21 protein-coding genes are annotated in these 19,099 nt (G+C 74.6%); 12 read left to right on the forward strand and 9 right to left on the reverse strand.

The features are described from left to right. Positions 1-1,333, reverse strand: a 1,333-nt coding sequence (locus ABZS66_RS51620) for a PEP/pyruvate-binding domain-containing protein (RefSeq protein ID WP_354770564.1), incomplete at its 3' end; no start/stop codon positions are given. 153 nt (positions 1,334-1,486) lie between these two features. Between ABZS66_RS51620 and pflB the strand changes: the two genes are divergently transcribed. From pflB to ABZS66_RS51645, 5 genes are read left to right on the forward strand one after another with little or no spacing between them, the layout of a single operon-like run. After that, a complete protein-coding gene (gene pflB / locus ABZS66_RS51625) occupies positions 1,487-3,745 on the forward strand; it encodes a formate C-acetyltransferase (protein ID WP_354770566.1) in 2,259 nt (752 codons plus the stop codon). Continuing rightward, positions 3,742-4,482, forward strand: a complete 741-nt coding sequence (gene pflA, locus ABZS66_RS51630; protein ID WP_354770568.1) for a pyruvate formate-lyase-activating protein — start codon at positions 3,742-3,744, stop codon at positions 4,480-4,482. The genes pflB and pflA overlap by 4 nt, the downstream gene beginning before the upstream one ends. A gap of 39 nt (positions 4,483-4,521) precedes the next feature. Then, positions 4,522-5,343: a MerR family transcriptional regulator gene (locus tag ABZS66_RS51635; RefSeq protein WP_354770570.1), complete on the forward strand. Its 822-nt coding sequence runs from the start codon at positions 4,522-4,524 to the stop codon at positions 5,341-5,343. Continuing rightward, a complete protein-coding gene (locus ABZS66_RS51640; protein WP_354770572.1) occupies positions 5,340-6,248 on the forward strand; it encodes an ABC transporter ATP-binding protein in 909 nt (302 codons plus the stop codon). The genes ABZS66_RS51635 and ABZS66_RS51640 overlap by 4 nt, the downstream gene beginning before the upstream one ends. Next, complete coding sequence (locus tag ABZS66_RS51645) at positions 6,245-7,828, forward strand: hypothetical protein (RefSeq protein ID WP_354770574.1); 1,584 nt, start codon at positions 6,245-6,247, stop codon at positions 7,826-7,828. The genes ABZS66_RS51640 and ABZS66_RS51645 overlap by 4 nt, the downstream gene beginning before the upstream one ends. Before the next feature lie 58 nt (positions 7,829-7,886). On the opposite strand, the gene gap is transcribed toward ABZS66_RS51645, so the two are convergent. From gap to ABZS66_RS51665, 4 genes are all read right to left on the reverse strand, one after another. After that, entirely contained in the window at positions 7,887-8,903 is a 1,017-nt protein-coding gene (gap, locus tag ABZS66_RS51650) for a type I glyceraldehyde-3-phosphate dehydrogenase (protein WP_354770576.1), read from the reverse strand. Positions 8,904-9,006: 103 nt separating this feature from the next. Then, positions 9,007-9,219, reverse strand: coding sequence for a three-helix bundle dimerization domain-containing protein (locus tag ABZS66_RS51655; RefSeq protein ID WP_354770578.1), 213 nt, complete (start codon positions 9,217-9,219; stop codon positions 9,007-9,009). A gap of 191 nt (positions 9,220-9,410) precedes the next feature. Further along, positions 9,411-10,295: a universal stress protein gene (locus ABZS66_RS51660; RefSeq protein WP_354770580.1), complete on the reverse strand. Its 885-nt coding sequence runs from the start codon at positions 10,293-10,295 to the stop codon at positions 9,411-9,413. 128 nt (positions 10,296-10,423) lie between these two features. Beyond that, on the reverse strand, positions 10,424-11,281 hold the full coding sequence (locus ABZS66_RS51665; RefSeq protein WP_354770582.1) for a universal stress protein: 858 nt from the start codon (positions 11,279-11,281) through the stop codon (positions 10,424-10,426). Positions 11,282-11,500: 219 nt separating this feature from the next. Here ABZS66_RS51665 and ABZS66_RS51670 point away from each other — a divergent pair, with 219 nt between their 5' ends. Continuing rightward, entirely contained in the window at positions 11,501-11,707 is a 207-nt protein-coding gene (locus tag ABZS66_RS51670) for a hypothetical protein (RefSeq protein ID WP_354770584.1), read from the forward strand. Positions 11,708-11,741: 34 nt separating this feature from the next. Here the strand turns inward: ABZS66_RS51670 and ABZS66_RS51675 are convergent, their stop codons facing one another. Continuing rightward, a complete protein-coding gene (locus ABZS66_RS51675; RefSeq protein WP_354770586.1) occupies positions 11,742-11,933 on the reverse strand; it encodes a hypothetical protein in 192 nt (63 codons plus the stop codon). Between the two features lie 152 nt (positions 11,934-12,085). On the opposite strand from ABZS66_RS51675, the gene ABZS66_RS51680 reads away from it, so the two are divergent. Beyond that, complete coding sequence (locus tag ABZS66_RS51680) at positions 12,086-12,373, forward strand: hypothetical protein (RefSeq protein WP_354770588.1); 288 nt, start codon at positions 12,086-12,088, stop codon at positions 12,371-12,373. Positions 12,374-12,441: 68 nt separating this feature from the next. Here ABZS66_RS51680 and ABZS66_RS51685 read toward each other — a convergent pair whose 3' ends face one another. Together ABZS66_RS51685 and ABZS66_RS51690 are read right to left on the reverse strand one after the other, a co-directional pair. Continuing rightward, complete coding sequence (locus ABZS66_RS51685; RefSeq protein ID WP_354770590.1) at positions 12,442-12,843, reverse strand: Hsp20/alpha crystallin family protein; 402 nt, start codon at positions 12,841-12,843, stop codon at positions 12,442-12,444. A gap of 130 nt (positions 12,844-12,973) precedes the next feature. Beyond that, positions 12,974-14,521, reverse strand: a complete 1,548-nt coding sequence (locus ABZS66_RS51690) for a putative nucleotidyltransferase substrate binding domain-containing protein (protein ID WP_354770592.1) — start codon at positions 14,519-14,521, stop codon at positions 12,974-12,976. A 238-nt stretch (positions 14,522-14,759) separates the two neighbouring features. On the opposite strand from ABZS66_RS51690, the gene ABZS66_RS51695 reads away from it, so the two are divergent. Both ABZS66_RS51695 and ABZS66_RS51700 read left to right on the forward strand, forming a co-directional pair. Continuing rightward, the gene (locus tag ABZS66_RS51695) at positions 14,760-15,950 is read left to right on the forward strand and encodes an ATP-binding cassette domain-containing protein (RefSeq protein WP_354770594.1); all 1,191 of its coding nucleotides are present in this window, start codon (positions 14,760-14,762) and stop codon (positions 15,948-15,950) included. A gap of 18 nt (positions 15,951-15,968) precedes the next feature. After that, complete coding sequence (locus ABZS66_RS51700) at positions 15,969-16,445, forward strand: CoA-binding protein (RefSeq protein WP_354770596.1); 477 nt, start codon at positions 15,969-15,971, stop codon at positions 16,443-16,445. A 140-nt stretch (positions 16,446-16,585) separates the two neighbouring features. On the opposite strand, the gene ABZS66_RS51705 is transcribed toward ABZS66_RS51700, so the two are convergent. Continuing rightward, positions 16,586-17,344, reverse strand: coding sequence for an SDR family oxidoreductase (locus ABZS66_RS51705; RefSeq protein WP_354770598.1), 759 nt, complete (start codon positions 17,342-17,344; stop codon positions 16,586-16,588). A gap of 172 nt (positions 17,345-17,516) precedes the next feature. Here ABZS66_RS51705 and ABZS66_RS51710 point away from each other — a divergent pair, with 172 nt between their 5' ends. The 3 genes from ABZS66_RS51710 to ABZS66_RS51720 all read left to right on the forward strand — a co-directional run. Beyond that, entirely contained in the window at positions 17,517-17,804 is a 288-nt protein-coding gene (locus ABZS66_RS51710) for a hypothetical protein (RefSeq protein ID WP_354770600.1), read from the forward strand. A gap of 125 nt (positions 17,805-17,929) precedes the next feature. Beyond that, on the forward strand, positions 17,930-18,769 hold the full coding sequence (locus ABZS66_RS51715) for a universal stress protein (RefSeq protein WP_354770602.1): 840 nt from the start codon (positions 17,930-17,932) through the stop codon (positions 18,767-18,769). A 142-nt stretch (positions 18,770-18,911) separates the two neighbouring features. Then, positions 18,912-19,099, forward strand: a 188-nt coding sequence (locus ABZS66_RS51720) for an alcohol dehydrogenase catalytic domain-containing protein (protein WP_354770604.1), incomplete at its 3' end; no start/stop codon positions are given.

Genomic DNA, 19,099 nt, shown 5'->3' on the forward strand with positions numbered 1-19,099 from the left:
TGGTGAGGATGCCCTGGGCGGCGATCATGCCGGGCAGGTCGTCGGGGTTGGTCTCGCGGCGCACCAGGATCACGGGCGATCCGGTGCCCGCCACCGCGGCGGCCCGGGCGGCGTCGAACACCACGGCGCCGACAGCCGCGCCGGGCGACGCGGCGACCCCGCTCGCGATGCACTCGGGCCCGGCGGACAGGTCGAACGCCGGGAACATCAGCTGGGCAAGCTGGGCGCCGCCGACCCGGGTCAGGGCCTCGTCCTGGTCGATGAGCCCCTCGTCGACGAGGTGCGTGGCGATGACGAACGCCGCGGCGGCGGTCCGCTTGCCGACCCGGGTCTGCAGCATCCACAGCTTGCCGCGCTCGATCGTGAACTCGATGTCGCACAGGTCGCGGTAGTGCTCCTCGAGCCGGGCCATGATGGCCATCAGCTCGTCGTACGAGCGCTTGTCGAGCTGCTCAAGCTCCTGCAGCGGCACGGTGTTGCGGATGCCCGCGACGACGTCCTCACCCTGGGCGTTGGCCAGGTAGTCGCCGTACACGCCCTGCTCACCGGTCGCGGGGTCGCGGGTGAACGCCACACCGGTACCGGAGTCGGGCCCGAGGTTGCCGAAGACCATCGCCACGACGTTCACGGCGGTGCCGAGGTCGGCGGGGATGCGCTCCTGCCGCCGGTACAGCACCGCCCGTTCGGCGTTCCACGACCGGAACACCGCCTGGATCGCCTGGCTCAGCTGGGTGCGCGCCTCCTGCGGGAACTCCTCCCCGGTGTGGCGGCGGAAGATGTCCCGGTACCGGGCGACGAGCGCCCTGAGCGCCTCCGCGTCCAGGCCCACGTCGTCGCGGGTCCCCGCGGCGGCCTTCGCATCGTCGAGCGCCCGCTCGAACGCCTCGCCCGGCACGCCGCGGACGGTCCTGCCGAACATCTGGATGAGCCGCCGGTAGGAGTCCCAGGCGAACCGGGCGTTGCCGCCGGCCTGCGCGGCCAGCCCGGCCACGCTCGCGTCGGTGAGCCCGACATTGAGGACCGTCTCCATCATGCCCGGCATGGAGAACTTCGCCCCGGACCGCACCGAGACCAGCAGCGGGTCCGCGGCGTCGCCGAGGCGCCGGCCGGCCTGTCGCTCGAGGCGCTCCAGGTGCAGCTCGATCTCGTCGGCGAGGCCGTACGGCTCACTGCCGGTGCGCAGGAAGGCCCGGCACGCGTCGGTGGTGACCGTGAAGCCCGGTGGCACCGGCAACCCCAGGTTCGCCATCTCCGCGAGGTTGCCGCCCTTGCCGCCGAGCAGGTCCTTGAGCTCCTTGCCACCCTCGACGAAGTCGTAGACGTACTTGGTCATGGTCCACCTCCACGGGTCCTGCCGCCACCGTGCACCCGCCCCGGCCGGGCCGCCCGAGGCCTGCGGCCCGCCACCGGGGGACCAACGGCCCTGCCCGCCCGGTCCCCGCCGCGACAGGCTGAAGCTGCAGAGTTCCGTTGTGAGGAGGAACCGATGACCACCACGAGTGCTCCGGCGCCGGCCGGTCTCGCCGCCTGGCGGGGCTTCCGCGGCGGGCCGTGGCGCGACAAGATCGACGTGGCCGGGTTCGTGCGCGCGAACGTGCGCCCGTACACCGGCGACGGCGGCTTCCTCGCCGGGCCGACCGAGCGGACCACGCACGTGTGGGGCCGGCTCACCGCGATGTTCCCGGAGGAGCGGCGGCGCGGCATCTACGACGCCGACCCGAGCACACCGGCGTCGATCACCGCGTACGCCCCAGGCTACATCGACCGGGACGCGGAGCTGATCGTCGGGCTGCAGACGGACGCGCCGCTGCGCCGGGGCATCATGCCCACCGGCGGGCTCCGGATGGTCGAGAACGGGCTGCGCGCCTACGGCTACGAGCTCGACCCCGCCGTCCGCGAGATCTTCACGCGGTACCGCCGGACCCACAACGACGCCGTGTTCGACGCCTACACGCCGCAGATCCTCGCCGCCCGCCGGGCCGGCGTCATCACCGGCCTGCCGGACGCGTACGGCCGCGGCCGCATCATCGGCGACTACCGGCGGGTGCCGCTGTACGGCGTCGACGCCCTGATCGCGGCGAAGCGGCGCGACAAGGCGTCCCTCGACGACCACGCCGCCACCGCCGACGTCATCCGCGACCGCGAGGAGCTCGCCGAGCAGCTGCGGGCGCTGGACGAGCTCAAGGTGATGGCCGCGAGCTACGGCTACGACATCTCGGGCCCGGCCCGCACCGCGCGGGAGGCCGTGCAGTGGCTGTACTTCGCCTACCTCGCCGCGGCCAAGGAGCAGAACGGTGCCGCCATGTCGCTCGGGCGGACCTCGAGCTTCCTCGACGTGTACCTCGAGCGCGACCGCGACGAGGGCACGCTCACCGAGGAGCAGGCCCAGGAGCTCGTCGACGACTTCGTCATCAAGCTGCGCATCGTCCGGTTCCTGCGCACGCCCGAGTACGACCAGCTGTTCTCCGGCGACCCGACCTGGGTCACCGAGGCGATCGGCGGGATGGGCCGCGACGGGCGGACCCTGGTCACCCGGACGTCGTACCGCTACCTGCAGACGCTGTACAACCTCGGCCCGGCGCCGGAGCCGAACCTGACCGTGCTGTGGTCGCCGGCGCTGCCCGAGCCGTTCAAGCGCTTCTGCGCGCAGGTGTCGCTCGACACCAGCGCGATCCAGTACGAGAACGACGACCTGCTGCGCCACTACAGCGACGACGACACGGCGATCGCGTGCTGCGTCTCGGCCATGCGGGTCGGCAAGGACATGCAGTTCTTCGGCGCGCGGGTCAACGTGGCCAAGGCCCTGCTGTACGCGATCAACGGCGGCCGCGACGAGATGAACGGCGCCCAGGTGGCCCCGCCGTCCCCGCCGCTGACCGGCGACGTGCTCGACTACGCGACCGTGCTGGCCGCGTTCGACCGGACCCTGGACTGGCTCGCCCGCACGTACGTCGACGCGCTGAACATCATCCACTGCATGCACGACAAGTACGCCTACGAGCGGATCGAGATGGCGCTGCACGACTACCCGGTGCGCCGGTTCCTGGCCTGCGGCATCGCCGGGCTGTCCGTCGCCGCCGACAGCCTGTCGGCGATCCGGTACGCCACCGTCCGGCCCGTCCGCGACGAGACCGGCCTCGCCGTCGACTACGTGGTCGAGGGCGGGTACCCGGCCTACGGCAACGGCGACGACCGCGCCGACAGCATCGCCGTGTGGCTGGTGGAGACGTTCATGGAGAAGGTCCGCAGCATCCCGGCGTACCGCGACGCGATCCACACCCAGTCGGTGCTCACGATCACCTCGAACGTGGTCTACGGCAAGCACACCGGCAACACGCCCGACGGCCGCCGCGCCGGCGAGCCGTTCGCGCCCGGGGCGAACCCGATGAACGGCCGCGACACGCACGGCATGGTCGCCTCGGCGCTGTCGGTGGCGAAGCTGCCCTACGCGTCGGCCCGCGACGGCATCTCGCTCACCAGCACCGTCACCCCCGACGGCCTGGGCCGCAGCGACGCGGAGCGGTCGGTGAACCTGGCCGGGATCCTCGACGGCTACACGGCCGCGGGCGGGTTCCACCTCAACGTCAACGTGCTCGACCGCGAGACGCTCGTCGACGCGATGGCGCACCCCGAGCGGTACCCGCAGCTGACCGTGCGCGTCTCGGGCTACGCCGTGAACTTCGTGAAGCTGACCCCGGAGCAGCAGCGCGACGTGATCGGCCGGACCTTCCACGGTTCGCGATGACGGTCACGACGGTGCCGGGCCGGCTGCACTCGTGGGACATCTCCACGGGGGTGGACGGGCCCGGCACCCGCTTCGTGGCGTTCCTCGCCGGGTGCCCGCTGCGCTGCCTGTACTGCCAGAACCCGGACACCTGGCACATGCGCGACGGCACCGGGACGACGGCCGGTGCCGTGCTGCGGCAGGCCGAGCAGTTCGCGGCGTTCGTGCACGTGGCCGGCGGCGGGATGACGGTGAGCGGCGGCGAGCCGCTGCTGCAGCCCCGCTTCGTCGAGGCCCTGTTCACCGGGGCCCGGGGGCTGGGCCTGCACACGGCCCTCGACACGGCCGGCGGGCTCGGCGCCCGGGCCTGCGATGCGCTGCTCGACGTCACCGACCTCGTGCTGCTCGACATCAAGGCGTGGGACCCGGCGCGGTACCGGCGCCTCACCGGGGGCGAGGTCGCGCCGACGCTGGCCTTCGCCCGCCGGCTCGCCGCGCGGGGCACGCCGATCTGGGTCCGGTACGTGCTGGTGCCCGGCCTCACCGACGACCCGTCCGAGGTCGACGGCGTCGCCCGGTTCGCGGCCTCGCTCGGCGTCGTCGAACGGGTCGACGTGCTGCCGTTCCACCGGCTGGGCGCCCCGAAGTACGAGCGCCTGGGCATCCCGTTCCCGCTGCGCGGCACGCCGCCGCCGGACACTGCCCTCGTCGACCGGGTCCGCGAGCAGTTCCGCTCCGCCGGTCTCGCCGCGTCCTGACTTGACTGTGACGTAACGTCACACCACACACTGGCGGTTGTGCGGATCAAGGAACTGGCCGACCTCACCGGCACCACGGTGCGGACGATCCGGTACTACCACCAGGTCGATCTTCTGCCGGTGCCGGCCGTCCGGTACGGGCATCGCGACTACGACCTGGTCCACGTCGCCCGGCTGGTCAGGATCCGCTGGCTGACCCAGGCCGGGGTCCCGCTGTCGAGGATCGCGGGCATGCTGCGGCCGACGACCGACCGGCCCGCCGACCCGGCCGAGGCCGCCCGCGACGCGGTCCTCGTCGACCTGCGCGCCACCCTCGTCGCGCTCGACGACCAGGCCGAACAGCTCCAGGCGCAGCGTGACCGGGTGAGCCGGCTGGTGGAGTCCGTCGAGCGGGACGGCAACCTGTCGCCGATGCCGCCGGCGATGGCGCGCTTCTACGCCGACCTGGAGCGGCGCGCCGGCGACGAGCAGGTCCGCCGCGAGATCCGGCGGGAACGCGACTCCCTGGAGCTGGCCTTCTACCGCGGTGACATGCCCCCCGAGGCGGACGTCTTCTACCAGGGCTTCGACGAGGAGCAGCTCACGGAGAGCCTGGAGCTGTTCGGCCGGGCCGCGGCCCGCCCGGACACCGGACCCGATCCGACGGACGAGGAGATCGCCCAGATGGCATCCGCACAGGTGGCACGGCTGCGCCGGCATCTCGGGGCCGACCTGCCACGCATCGCCGGGTCGATCGACATGGACGTCGCACGCCGGGCCGCCGACCTCTTCACCAGGCTGTCCCCGGACCACGACCGCCGGCGGACCCGGGCGATCGCCGAAGCCATCGTGGCCATGGTCGAGGAGGCTCGCCCGCAGTGACAGTCGACCATGCCATCGAGGTGACGGGACTGGTCAAACGGTTCGGCGCCGTCGCCGCCGTCGACGGCCTGAACCTCTCGGTGCGGGCCGGCGAGGTGCACGGCTTCCTCGGCCCGAACGGCGCCGGCAAGTCCACCACGATCCGGGTCCTGCTCGGACTCTACCGGGCCACCGCGGGCCGGGTCCGGGTGCTCGGCCTGGATCCGGCGACGAGAGGGGCGGAGGTCACCCGGCGGGTCTCCTACGTGCCCGGCGAGGTGAACCTCTGGCCGAACCTGACCGGTCAGGAGGTGCTCGACGCCATGGCCGGGCTGCGTGGCCGGCGCGACGTCCCGGCGGAGCGGCGGCTCGTGGCCGACTTCGCCCTCGACCCGCGCAAGACCGTGCGGACCTACTCCAAGGGCAACCGGCAGAAGGTGATGCTCGTCGCGGCGTTCGCCGCGCCGACCGACCTGCTCGTGCTGGACGAGCCGACGTCCGGCCTGGACCCGCTCATGGAGGGGCTGTTCCAGCGCTGCGTCCGCGACGCCGCCGCGGCCGGTCGTACGGTGCTGTTGTCCAGCCACATCCTCGCCGAGGTCGAGACGCTGTGCGAGTCGGTGACCATCATCAAGCACGGCACGCTGGTGGAGTCCGGCCGGTTGGCCGACATGCGGCACCTCGCCGCCGCCGAGATCACCGCGAGGCTGCCGGCCGGTCAGGTTCCCGCCGTCGCCGGACGGCTCCGGTCCGTCGGGGTGGCCGACGGGGTGGCCGAGGACGGTGCCGTGCGCCTGAGCGTGCCGCGCCGGCACGTCGCGGCGGTGCTCGCCGTGCTCGCCGGCGCGGACGCGCAGGACATCACCTGCAGCCCGGCCACGCTGGAGGACCTGTTTCTGCGCCACTACGAGGCGGTGTCCCGGTGACCCTCGTGCGGTTGATGGTCCACCGGCACCGCGTCCTGCTCGCGTCCTGGTCGGTGCTGCTCGTGGCGCTGGCCGGCGCCACCGTCTCGGCCTACCGGTCCACGTACCCGACGGCGGAGCAGCGACGGCTCGCCGTCGAACTGGCCCAGCACAACGCGGCCACGGTGCTGCTCTACGGCAACCTGCCCGACCCGGGCACCCCGGCCCAGATGTTCGCCTGGGAGATCGGCGCCTTCGCCACCATCCTCGCAGCGGTCATGGCGGTCCTGGTCGCGGTGGCGCTGACCCGCTCGGCCGAGGACGACGGCACGCTGGAGCTGGTGCGCTCATGCGGTGTCGCCCCGCGCGTCCCGTTGTGGAGCGCCCTGGCGATCCTGGCCGTCGTCGCGGCGGTCCTGGCCGCCGGCTGCACGGGCGCGGCCGGCCTGCACGCGGGCCGGGTCGACGGCGTCACCTGGTCCGGGGCCGCCGCCTTCGGTTCGGTCGTGGGGGTGACGTTCCTGCTGGTCGCGGTGCTCACCGCCGGACTCGCCCAGGTCGTGTCCACGGCCGGCGGCGCACGCACGACCGGTCTCGCCGCCGTCGGCGCCGCGTTCGTCGTCCGGTCGATCGCCGACACCCGCCACCTCGACTGGCTGAACTGGTTCAGCCCGCTCGGACTCCGGGCGGGCGTGCGGCCGTTCACCGGCGACCGGTGGTGGGTGCTGGCCGCCTACGGGGGCCTCACCGTCGTGCTGGCCTGGCTCGCCACGGTCCTGCACCGGCGGCGCGAGTACCGGGCCGGACTCGTCCGCCCCCGCGACCGGCGCGACACCCGCCTGAACATCCGCTCGAGCCTCGGCCTTGCCGCACGGCTGGCCCGCCGGCCCGTCGCCGCCTGGACCGTCGCGGTGGCGGCCGTCGGGACACTGTTCTCCGCCATGGGATCCGGCGTCGTCGACCTGAGCCGGCGCGACGATGTCGGCGGGTTTCTGGGCGCGCAACTCGGCGGGAGCGACCCGGTCGCGGGCTACCTCGCCTACAGCGCAACGATCGTCGGCATCCTGGCCTCGACGTACGCGGTCGGGTCCGTCCTGCGCAGCCGGCACGACGAGGCCGCCGGCCTGACCGACCACGTGCTCGCGACCGGGGTCCGCCGCTGGCAGCCGCTCGCCGCGCAGGTCGCCGTGACCGCCCTCGGCAGCGGCGCCGTCCTCGTCGCGACCGGCGCCCTGAACGCGCTCGTCGCGCCGTCGGTCATCGACGGCACCGACGTCGCCGGCCGGAGCTTCGGCTACATCACCGGCCAGTGGCCGGCGACGATGGTGATGGCCGGCTGGACGGCACTGCTGGTCGGCTGGTGGCCGCGGCTGACCTCGCTGGCCTGGCTGCCGCTCGTCGCCAGCGCGACGCTGGCGCTGCTCGGCCCGCTGCTCGGGGTGCCTGCCGACGTCCGCGCCCTGGGCATCTTCCAGCACGTGCCGGACGTCGCCGGGCCGGACCCGGACGTCCGCGCCCTGGCGGTCCTGCTCGCCTGCGCGGCCGCCGCAGCGCTGTCGGGCGTCGTCGGCACCGTGCGACGTGACGTCATGACCGGGTGAGTCCGGTCGAGCGCAGCGGCCCCCGCCGTCCGCGGGGGCCGCTGCGGTCCTGCTTGTCCTACTTGCCGGCGAAGATGGTTGCCAGGTCGACGAGGCGGTTGGTGTACCCCCACTCGTTGTCGTACCAGCCGAACACCTTCACCAGCCGGCCGTCGGCGGAGGTCAGCCCGGCGTCGAAGACGCACGACGACGGGTCGCCGATGATGTCGCGGGACACCAGCGGCGCCTCGCTGTAACGCAGGATGCCGGCCAGCGGCCCCGCGGCCGCCGCGGCGAACGCGGCGTTGACCTGCTCGGCCGTCGCCGGCTGGGACAGCCGGACGGTCAGGTCGGTCAGCGACCCGTTCTCGACCGGCACCCGCAGCGCCACCCCGCCGAGCCGGCCGGCCAGCCCGGGCAGCACCAGGCCGATCGCCTTCGCGGCGCCGGTGCTGGTCGGGATGATGTTCGTGGCGGCGGTCCGGGCCCGGCGCAGGTCCTTGTGCGGCGCGTCGAGCACCGACTGGTCGTTGGTGTAGGCGTGCACGGTGGTCAGCACGCCCTGCTCGATGCCGAACGCGTTGTGCAGCACCTGCGCCATCGGGGCCGCGCAGTTGGTCGTGCAGGACGCGGCGGAGACGACGTCGTGCAGGTCCGGGTCGTAGGTGTCGCCGTTGACGCCGAGCACGATCGTCGCGTCGACCTCCTTGCCGGGCGCGGAGATGAGCACCTTGCGGGCGCCGGCCTTCAGGTGGACGGCGGCGTCGTCGCGGCTGCGGAACCGGCCGGTCGACTCGATCACCAGGTCGACGCCGAGGTCCGCCCACGGCAGGAACGCCGGGTCGCGCTGCCGCAGCACCTGGATGTACTGCCCGCCGACCGTCATGCCGCCGCCGGAGGGGTCGACCTCGACGTCGGCGCGCAGCCGGCCGAAGGTCGAGTCGTGCTGCAGCAGGTGCGCGAGGGTGGCCGTGTCGAACAGGTCGTTGATCGCGACCACGGTGACGGTGCTGCCGAGCAGCTCGCGCTCGACGAGACACCGGATGAAGTCCCGGCCGATCCGGCCGAACCCGTTGACGGCGATGCGGTACGTCATGACACCCTCCTGATCGAGTGCGGGCGGACCGCCCGCACCTCGACGGTCCCGCGGATCCCGGTCCCGGCGCACGGGCCGAAGGTCACGTGCGCCTCGGGACCCGTCACCCGGCGTCGAGGATCCGGCGGGTGTCGCGCTCGACGAGCACCGGCACGAACGCGTGGATCTCGGCGGTCGCGTACCGGTCGGTGACCTGCTCGACGGTCTGCCGGACCGTCTCGGGGGAGTGGCGGCCGGCGTAGCGGCGGGTCAGCCGCTCGACGGCGTGTTCGATGGCGTGGGCCTCGATCCTGGTCCGGGCTTCTGCGGCGAGCATGGCGTCGGGCTCCTTCCGGGTGGCTGGTTCGCCTCTGACTCTCCCGCCTGCCGGCGCGTCCCGACACGGCATTTCGGCCCTGGACGCGGACCGGACGTCCCGGGCCGATGGTCCCCTCCGACTGGTCCTTTCCGGAAGGGTCCGCACGACCCCGCCGGCCCGTCGCTCGTCGGCCTCCGCGTGCGCGGTGGTCAGCGGACCACGGCGACCGGGCAGGCGGCGTGGTGGATGACGGCCTGGCTCACCGAGCCCAGCAGCAGCCCGGTGAAGCCGCCGCGGCCGCGGCTGCCGACGACGACCAGCTCCGCACCCGCCGACAGTTCGACGAGCACGGCGGCCGCGCGGCCGTTCGCCACCGCCCGGCGGACGTCGACGTCGGGATACTTGCCGGCCCAGCCGGCGATCGCCTCGGTCAGGGCGCGGTCCTCGTCGTCGCGCAGCTCGGCCGGGTCGTAGACGAGCGGCAGCATGTCACCCGGCCCGGTCGACGACGGCCAGCGGTAGGCGTCGACGGCGGTCAGGCCGACGGCGCGGAACGACGCCTGCTCGAAGGCGAACGCCAGGGCCCGTTCGGCGTCGTGCGAGCCGTCGACGCCGACGACGACCCGGCCCGCCTCGGGGCCCGGCGGGCGGTCCGCCTGCCGGACGACGACCACGGGGCAGGCCGCGTGGGCGGCGAGCTGGACGCCGACGGAGCCGAGCAGCAGCCCGCTGAAGCCGCCGAGGCCCCGGTTGCCGACCACGACGGCGCAGGCGTGCCGGGACGCGTCCGTCAGCGCCGCGGTCGGCTGCTGGATCGGCACGTCGGTGCTGATCTCGAGCTCCGGTGCGACGACCCGGGCCGAGGCGACCGCCTCGTCGATGATCTGCTCGGCCGCCTGCCGCATGGTCTCCTCGAACAGCGGTGGCGGGCCGGCGGGCATGGCCAGCGGCGCGTAGACGGTGGGCCACGGGCAGGCGTAGACGATCCGCAGCGGGCGGTGCCTGCGCGACGCGTCGGCCGCCGCCCACTCGACCGCGCGCAGCGCGTCCGGCGACCCGTCGGCTCCGACCACCACCGCGGCGTCGGTGTTCATCGCCGCCACCTCCGTTTCTGCGGTTCAGGGCGTTGTGGTCCCACTCCAGCGTCCGCCCGCGGGGACCCGGCCGGCCAGGGTCTTCGGGCCCGTGCGGCATGCCGCACGGGCCCGGGGAACCGGTGCCGTCAGTGGTCGGGCGGCCGGTGGGCGATCAGGATCGGGCATTCGGCGTGGTGCATCAGCTGCTGGCCCACCGAGCCGAGCAGCAGGCCGGTGAAGCCGCCGTGCCCCCGGCTGCCGACGACCACGAGCTGCGCCGTGTGCGACATGCCGATGAGCACCTGGGCCGCCCGGCCGACGGCGAGCTGCGCCGTCAGCCTGGTGCCGGGGTACTTCTCCGCCCAGCCGGCGAGCGACGCCTCCAGGGCGTTGCGCTCGTCCGCCTCGACCGCGCCCAGCGGCACGACGACCGGGCTCGGCGGGCTGTACGCGCGCACGGCGACGACCTCGGCTTCGCGGGCGGCCGCCGTCTCGAACGCGAGGGCGAGCGCCGCGTCCGTCGACGCGGACCCGTCGACGCCGACCACGACCGGACCGTCGGCCGCGGCGGACCGGCCGCGCACGACGGCGACCGGGACCCGCGCGTGCGTGGCGACCTGCTGGCTGATCGAGCCGAGCAGCAGGTTGCTCATGCCGCCCCCGCCCCGGTTGCCCACCACCAGCAGGCGGGTGCCCGCGGTCTGGCCGAGCAGCAGCGGTGCGGGCTCCGCGTGCGTCGCCACGCCCGTGACGTCGACGGTGGGCCGGCGGCGCCGCGCGTGCTCGACGACGTCGCGGACGGTGTGGTCGCCGCGCTCCTCGGCGTCGGCCGCCAGCACCTCGGTGGCGCTGCCGTACAGGGCCGCGGCGGGCCACGCCAGCTGGTACGCGTACACGATCCGCAGCGGCAGTCCGGACCGGGCCGCCTCGTCGGCCGCCCAGTCGACCGCGTCGCGGGCCTCGACCGACCCGTCGTAGCCGACGACGATCCGTTGGGTCTCCATCGTTCCTCCCCTCTCGGTACCTCCGCCTTCAGCGTCGGCCGGCCGGTGTCCGTCCGGCAGGGTCGTTGGGAGGGCCGCCGGGGAGTCGTTCGCCCTGTCCGGCCGTCCGTCCGGGCCGTTTGTCCGGGCGTGCGGGACCTTCGACGGTGTCCGCCGCCACCGGTGCGGCGGCACGGTTGACATATCGGCAATGACGGACAATTCCGGGAGGTGGCGGCGATGAGCGCGCAGACCTTGGCAACGACCACCGTGGCACTGCGGCGGCCGAGCACCGACACCGGCGACCTGGCGCTGCGGATGTGCCGGGCGGAGCGGCGGGCCGAGGCACTCGCCGCCGCGATCCGGCTGCTGTGCGACGAGGGCACACCGGACCAGCGGCAGGCCGCCGGGCTGGTCCGGGCGATACTGGACGACGTGCTGCTCTAGGCGTTCGGTCGAGCGTTCTGGTCAGGCGTTCCGGTCAAGTGTTCCGGCCGGTGACACCCAGGCCCGGCTGGTGCGCCCGGGCGGCCTCCACCGTCGCGGTGCGGCGCCGGGCGGCCGGCTCGCGCAGCGCGCGGGCGGTCATCCGGGCGAGCACGTCGCTCATCGCGACGCCGACCGCGGCGATCCCGAGCCCCAGCAGGGCCGAGCGCAGGTTGTCGTGTCGCATCGCTCCTCCTTCCGTCGCACCGGCCCCAGTCTGTGGCGCGGGCCGCCACGGCGTCAGGGCCGATCGGCCCGGACCGCACGGGACCGTGCGCCCTGGCCGGGGCGTGCGGGGCGGGCGAGGCTGAGGTCGGGAAGCGATCCGGGGAGGAGATCATGGCAGCGACGCTGATCTTTGCGGGCGTCGTCGGGGCGGTGTACGTCGCGCTCATCGCGATGCACGTCGCCGCGATCCGTGGCCGGGGTGCGGCCGACGACCGGTACCGGCCCCGCCTCGCGGTCTGGCTGGCCGCCGCCGGCGAGCGGCGCCGGGCCCGCGCCGAGGCGGAGGCGGCGCACGAGCTTGTCGCGGGCCACCTGACCCGCGAGCGGTACCAGGCGACGATGGCCACCGTGGCGGCGCAGGACGACGCCGAGCACCCGCTCGCGGTGCCCGGGGCGTGAGGGCGGACAGCGGAAGGTCCCCGGGGGAGCCCGGGGACCTTCGCGTCACTACTTCCTGGCGGCCGTCATTACTTCCTGGCGGCCTTGCCGGCGACCGTGATCGGGATCTCCCGTCCGGGTTCGGCCCGGCCGGTCAGCGGCACCCGGATGTCGAGGATGCCGGCGGCGTACCCGGCGGTGATCCCGTCGGCCTGCGCGTCGAGCGGCAGCTGCAGCGTGCGGGTGAACACCCCGTAGTGGAACTCGGAGTGGGCCTTGTCGAGCCGCTCGTCGGTGCGCTCCACGCGGATCTGCAGCCGGTCGCCGAAGACCGACAGCCGGATGTCCTTGTCGGGGTCGAGCCCCGGCACCTCCACCCGGATGACGTACGTGTCGCCGTCGGTGTACTCCTCGATGCGCAGCGACTGCCCGCCGAAGAGCATCGTCGGCAGCTGGGCGAGGTCGAGCGGGAGCAGGCGTCCGGTGACCATGTCACACCTCCCTTTCGTCGTGTGGTACCACCCCATCTGACCGCCGGCCGGCCGGTGGGGCGAAGGGAGTCCGGCCCGTCGCCGCGGGACCAAGGGCCCGTTTCCCGCCCGGCGCCGGCGCGGTGCCGGCTCAGCCGGGCAACCGGTGCAGCCAGTGGCGGTCGACGCGGGCCTGGACGAGCGCGATCGCCCGGAACGTCTCGCGCAGGTGCCGCCGGGTGAGCGAGTCCAGCTCCTTCGGTGCGATGAACGTGGTCCCGGGAGCGGCCCCGGCTGCCAGCGCCCGGACCTCGTGGTGCAGCAGCAGGTGGTAGATGCTCTCGAACCCGCCGGTGAGCGTGTCGGCCTCGTCGCCGGTGAGCAGGCCGAGCGCGGCGCCGCGGCGCAGCCGCTCGACCGTCGTGCCGCTGGCGTCGCCGGCCGCGATCGCGATCCAGCGGGCCAGGGCGACGACCGGGGTGAGCCCGCCCGGCTTGAGGTCGAGCCGGCCGCGGTGCTCCCCGGTGTGGTGCACGACGAAGTCGCGGATCAACCCGGCGGGCGGGCGCCAGCGCAGCGCCTCGTCGAGCAGCGCGCGCAGGAACTGGCTGGTACGGGTGTGCGACCGGATGCTCCCGGTGAGTGACCAGCCGAGCTCCGGGTCGGTCAGCGGACGGCTGTCGGCCACCATCGCCGACAGCAGCAGCGCGTTGTCCTGGGTCGGGTCGTGCTGCCAGCCGCGGGCCGCCGCGATCCAGTCGGACCGGGCCCGGCTGAACACCGGGTTGTGGGCGTTCGCGCCGTTGGTGCAGAGCGTGAACCCGCACCGCTGCAGGGCGCGCAGGACCTCGCGCGCCTCGGGGCGGATCGCCGGCCCCGGGTCGGGCCCGTCCGCCCAGATCAGTGCCGTGTCCACATCGGACAGCGGCAGCGGCTCCCGCCGCGCGAGGGAGCCGAGCAGGACCCAGGAGTGCCGTACACCGTCGAGCACCGGGTGCCGCCCCAGGTGCAGGGCGCGGCGGACGGCGGCGTCGACGACCGCGGCGTGGATCGCGCCGATCTGCGGGGCCGCCACGCCGTCGGCGGCCAGCTCCGCGAGCATCGCCGGGAGCAGCCGGCAGGCCGCGGCGAGCTGCTCGACGTCGCGGGCGTCGTCGATCGCCGAGCGGACGAGCAGCGGATCCCGTACCTCGGCGCCGGCGAGGTCCACCGCTCGCAGCACGCCCGTCGCCCGCCCCTCCCGGTCCACGACGACCAGGTGGTGCACGCCGTGCTCGATCATCCGCAGCAGCCCCGCGGCCTGGGTGGCGTCCGCCTCGACGGTCAGCGCCGGCGTCGTGGCGAGCGCGGCGACGGGCGCGTCGGCGCCGACCTCGCCGGTCGCCACCCGGCGGCGGAAGTCGGCGTCGGTGACGATGCCGAACCCGGTGCCGGTGCGCACCAGCGCGCACGACAGCCCGGCCGCGCCGATCCGCTCGGCGACGTCGCGCACCCGGTCCGTCCCGGCGCACCACACGACCGGGCGGGCCAGGCGCTGCAGCGGCTGGTCGGGCCGCCCGGCCCCGGCGGTGCGGACCAGCCGCCGCCCGGTGGCGGGCGGGCGGTCGACCCCGGCGTGGGCGACCGGGCGCGCCAGGTCCTCTGCGTCCGGGGCGTCGAACGGCGCCTGCGCCCCGGGGAGGTCCGCGAACTCCTGCACACCGTCCCGCCTTCCGGCCGCTGCCGACCTATGGTCGCGCGCCGCGCGGCGCGGCGCAAAGGGCCGAAGGTCCCCCGGCGGCCGGGTCCGGCCCGCCCGGACGGTACCGGTCCGGGTTCACCCGTGCGCTTACTTCCGGCCGCTCGCGGTGTGACCTTCGGCCCTCGCGCGCCGCCGCTGCCGGCGGGACGGTGGTCCTGGCGGGGCCACGCACCCCGCACGGCTCAGGAGGATGATGATGGCCGGCGTTGCGCTCAATCATCTGTCCAAGGTCTTCCCCGGCGGGGCGGTCGCCGTCGACGACGTCACCCTCGACGTCACGGACGGCGAGTTCCTCGTGCTGGTCGGGCCATCCGGGTGCGGCAAGTCGACGATCCTGCGCATCGTCGCCGGTCTCGAGGAGGAGACCGGCGGCACGGTGTCGATCGGCGGCGCCGTGGTCAGCGGCATGCCGCCGAAGCAGCGCGACATCGCGATGGTGTTCCAGAACTATGCGCTCTACCCGCACATGGACGTCACCGGCAACCTTGCGTTCGCCCTCCGGCTGCGCAAGGTGCCACGGGACCGGCGCGACGAGCTCGTGCTCGACACGGCCCGGATGCTGGAGATCGACGACCTGCTGGACCGCAAGCCGAAGGCACTCTCCGGCGGCCAGCGGCAACGGGTGGCGATGGGCCGGGCGATCGTGCGCCACCCACGGGTCTTCCTCATGGACGAGCCGCTGTCGAACCTCGACGCCAAGCTGCGGGTGTCGATGCGGGCCGAGCTGCGCCGGCTGCACGACCAGCAGGGCATCACCACCATCTACGTGACGCACGACCAGGTCGAGGCGATGACCCTGGGCGACCGGATCGCGGTCGTCGACCACGGGCGGCTGCAGCAGGTCGGCACGCCCCGCGAGCTCTACCGCGAACCCGCGAACGTCTTCGTCGCCGGCTTCATCGGCTCGCCCGGCATGAACCTCGCCGTGGCCCGCGTCGTGCGGGGCGATCCGCCGGTGCTGGTGGTCGGCGACTGCCGGTGGCCGCTGCCCGCCGCCCAGCTGCGGCGGCACGCGACGCTGGCCGTCCCGCCCGCGGACGTCGTGGTGGGCCTGCGCCCCGACGCCCTGCGCTGGCCGGCCCCGCCCGGTGCCGCCACCCTCGAGGCCGTCGTGACCGGCGTCGAGACGCTCGGCCACGAGAGTCACGTCCTCTTCGCCGCGCCGGGGGGCGAGGCCGCTCCCCGGGAGCCCGCCGGCGACGACGCGGCCGACCTGGTACCGGTCTGGACGGCCACGGTCCGCGGCCCGAACACCGTCCGCCCCGGCGACACGGTCGCCTTCGGCGTCGACCTCGACGCGGCGTACTTCTTCGACCCCGTGTCCGAGCTCGCGCTGCCGGTCACCGCCGGCGACCCGTCCGCGCCGGTGGCCGCGCTCACCACCTGATCCGACCCGGAGGTCATCATGCCCACACTGAAGGCGGCCGCGACGCAGTTCCTGGCCAGCCGGCGTATCGCGGTGACCGGCGTGTCCCGCACCCCGCAGGGCCACGGCAGCAACGTCGTCTACCAGCGGCTGCGGCAACGCGGCTACGAGGTGTTCGCGGTCAACCCCAACGCCGGGCAGGTCGAGGGCGACCGCTCCTACCACGACCTGGCCGCGATCCCGGGCGGCGTCGACGCGGTGGTCATCGGTACCCGGCCCGAGACCGCCGAGGCCACCATGCGCGAGTGCGCCGAGCTCGGCATCACCCACGTGTGGATGCACCGTGGGCTCGGCCCCGGCAGCGTCTCCGAGGCGGCCGCCGAGTACGGGCGGCGCCACGGCATCCACGTCATCGCCGGCGGCTGCCCGCTGATGTTCGGCCCCACCGCCGACTTCGGCCACCGGGCCATGTGCTTCATCCTGTCGCGCACGGGCGGCGTCCCGCGCCAGACCTGAGCGCGGCCCTGACAGCGGTCCTGACACGGCCCTGACCGAAGCGCCGTCACCGCGGAGCCGCGCCGCACACGGCGCGTTCGGAGGGGGCCTTTCGGCGCCTCCTGCGGCCGGCCGCAGGAGGCGCCTCGCACCGCCGGGGTTCAGGCCGTCCAGCCGCCGTCCGAGGTGATGACCGCACCGTTGACGTTGCGGGCCTCGGCGGAGCCCAGCCACGCGATGAGCGCGGCGATCTCGTCCGGTTCGGCCGTCCGCGACGCCCGGTTGAACGACTGTTCGAACCGCTTGAACGCCCAGTCGGACCGGGGGGACGCGGTGCGGCCGATGTTCGTTCGCACGCCGCCCGGGCAGACCGCGTTGGTCCGGATGCCGTCCGGGCCGTAGAGATACGCCAGCGACCGGGTGAGGCCGATCAGGCCGTGCTTCGCCGACGCGTACGCCGTGCCGGCGACGGAGCCGGTCAGTCCGCCGATCGACGACACGTTGACGATCGCACCCTCACCGTTGCCGCGCATGGCCGGCACGACGGCCCGGCACAGCCGCATCGGTCCGGTGAGGTTGACCGCGATCACCCGGTCCCAGGTCTCGTCGTCGAGCTCGGTCACGGGCAGGAAGTAGTCCATGATGCCGGCGACGTTGGCCAGGACGTCGACGAACCCCCCGGGCAGGGCGGCGACCACGCGGTCGACGTCGCCCTGGACAGTGATGTCCGCGTTGAGCAGGTCGGCGTCGTACCGCTCCGCGGCGAGCAGCTTGCCCGTCGCCTCCAGCCCAGCCGCGTCGACGTCGCAGCCGACGACGCGGGCGCCCTCGCGGGCGAGCCGCAGTATCGTCGCCTGGCCGATGCCCGATCCGGCGCCCGTCACGAGTGCGACGCGCCCGGTGTACCGCTGCTGTGTCATGTCTTGCTCCTCCGATCTCAGCTGCGGGGTGGTGCCGACCGCCGGCGGCTCCGGCGGCGACCTCCGTGGGTCACGATGGGCCGGGGGAGGAGGAACCGTCAGGGCCGGTCGGCCCGCCGGGCCGGGACCCTGCGCCCTGGCCGGGGGATCGGTGGCGGCGAAGGCTGAGGGCATGGCAGCGATGGTGATGTTCGCGGGCGCGATCGCGGCGATGTATGCCGCGCTCATCTGCATGCACGTGGCGGCGACCCACGGCCGGGGCCCGGCCGGCGGCCCGAGCCGTTCCGGCCTCGCCCGGTGGCTGGCGGCCGCCGCCGACCGGCGGCGCGCCCGGGTCGAGGCCGAGGCCGCCCACGACCTCGTCGCGGGCTACCTGAGCCGCGAGCGGTACCACGCGACGATGGCCGCGACCGCGGCCCGGGAGGACGCCGAGCACCCGCTCACCGTCCCCAGGGTGTGACGCGGTGCAGCCGGTTGCGCCTGCTCATCCGGTACGAACGGCAGGGGTGAGCCGGGACCGAACGCCCTGCCGGCCGCGCGCCCCGCTGGCCATGCTGGAACCATCCGGACGTCGAGGAGGCTGCCATGCCCATCCGCGTGCTCGTCGGTTACGACGGCTCACCGGCGGCGAGCGCCGCCATCACCGCCGCCGCGGAGCTGTTCCCGCAGGCGAAGGCCTGGATCGCCCACCTGTGGACCCCGCCGTTCGCCGACGACGCGATCCGGCGGCGGCTGTGGACCGGCGCCGCCCAGATCGACGACTTCGTCGCGGCGGTCGAGCGGGAAGGCGGGCGGGAGGCCGCCCGGATCGCCGGGATCGGTGTCACCCTCGCCCACGCCGCCGGCTGGGACGCCGAGCCGCTGGTGTCGCAGACCTACGCCGGGGAGGGCCTCCAGCTCGCCGAGCTGGCCGAGCAGCACGACGCCGACCTGGTGCTCGTCGGGTCACGCGGCCTCGGCGGCGCCCGGGCGGTGCTGGGCAGCGTCTCCGACACGGTGGTGCACGCCGCGACCCGGCCCGTCCTCGTGGTACCGCACCCGCTGCTGAGCGCCGAGTACGCGGCCCTCGCCGGCGGCCCGGTGCTGGTCGGCTACGACGGCTCGCCGGGCGCGCAGGTCGCCGTCACGGCGGCTGCCCGGCTCTTCCCGACCCGGCGCCTGCTGGCGGTCGCGGTCGACGACGGCCCCGCACCCGCCGCACCCCCCGCCGGCGCCGTCGAGCTGATCAGGCTGCCCGGCCGCCCCGGCGTCCAGGGCCGCACCGTCGGCGGCGCCCTCGCCGACTGCGCCCGGGACCGGTCGGCGGCGGTCCTGGCCGTCGGCTCCCGGGGCCGCTCGGCGGTCCGCGAGATCCTCCTCGGCAGCGTGGCCATGGCGACGCTGCACCGCGCCCACCGTCCGGTCCTGGTCGCCCACGGGACCTGAGCTCCGGCCCGTGCCGGTGTGCCCGTGCCGAGGTGCCCGTGCCGAGGTGCCCGTGCCGGCGGGACCTTCGGCCGGTGCGGACCGGCGGCACCGCGGGCAGGTTTGCCGGTGAGGACACGTTCCGACCGAAGGAGTGATCGTCATGAAGGCGGCCGTCGTCACCGGGTTCGACCGTCCGTTGCGGATCGAGGAGGTCGCGGTCCCGGCGCTCGCACCGGACCAGCTGCTGGTCCGGATCACGGCGTCCGGGCTGTGCCACACCGACATCCACGCCGCGCGCGGGGAGTGGCCGGTGAAGCCCACCCCGCCGTTCATCCCGGGCCACGAGGG

Source organism: Dactylosporangium sp. NPDC005572, assembly GCF_040605515.1.
GTDB lineage: Bacteria > Actinomycetota > Actinomycetes > Mycobacteriales > Micromonosporaceae > Dactylosporangium.

Coding starts and splice junctions, on each gene's coding strand:
- gap (WP_354770576.1), bottom strand. CDS start 8,903: ATGACGTACCGCATCGCCGTCAACGGGTTCGGCCGGATCGGCCGGGAC.
- ABZS66_RS51685 (WP_354770590.1), bottom strand. CDS start 12,843: ATGGTCACCGGACGCCTGCTCCCGCTCGACCTCGCCCAGCTGCCGACG.
- pflB (WP_354770566.1), top strand. CDS start 1,487: ATGACCACCACGAGTGCTCCGGCGCCGGCCGGTCTCGCCGCCTGGCGG.
- ABZS66_RS51670 (WP_354770584.1), top strand. CDS start 11,501: ATGAGCGCGCAGACCTTGGCAACGACCACCGTGGCACTGCGGCGGCCG.
- pflA (WP_354770568.1), top strand. CDS start 3,742: ATGACGGTCACGACGGTGCCGGGCCGGCTGCACTCGTGGGACATCTCC.
- ABZS66_RS51655 (WP_354770578.1), bottom strand. CDS start 9,219: ATGCTCGCCGCAGAAGCCCGGACCAGGATCGAGGCCCACGCCATCGAA.
- ABZS66_RS51665 (WP_354770582.1), bottom strand. CDS start 11,281: ATGGAGACCCAACGGATCGTCGTCGGCTACGACGGGTCGGTCGAGGCC.
- ABZS66_RS51680 (WP_354770588.1), top strand. CDS start 12,086: ATGGCAGCGACGCTGATCTTTGCGGGCGTCGTCGGGGCGGTGTACGTC.
- ABZS66_RS51675 (WP_354770586.1), bottom strand. CDS start 11,933: ATGCGACACGACAACCTGCGCTCGGCCCTGCTGGGGCTCGGGATCGCC.
- ABZS66_RS51700 (WP_354770596.1), top strand. CDS start 15,969: ATGCCCACACTGAAGGCGGCCGCGACGCAGTTCCTGGCCAGCCGGCGT.
- ABZS66_RS51710 (WP_354770600.1), top strand. CDS start 17,517: ATGGCAGCGATGGTGATGTTCGCGGGCGCGATCGCGGCGATGTATGCC.
- ABZS66_RS51705 (WP_354770598.1), bottom strand. CDS start 17,344: ATGACACAGCAGCGGTACACCGGGCGCGTCGCACTCGTGACGGGCGCC.
- ABZS66_RS51660 (WP_354770580.1), bottom strand. CDS start 10,295: ATGAACACCGACGCCGCGGTGGTGGTCGGAGCCGACGGGTCGCCGGAC.
- ABZS66_RS51695 (WP_354770594.1), top strand. CDS start 14,760: ATGGCCGGCGTTGCGCTCAATCATCTGTCCAAGGTCTTCCCCGGCGGG.
- ABZS66_RS51715 (WP_354770602.1), top strand. CDS start 17,930: ATGCCCATCCGCGTGCTCGTCGGTTACGACGGCTCACCGGCGGCGAGC.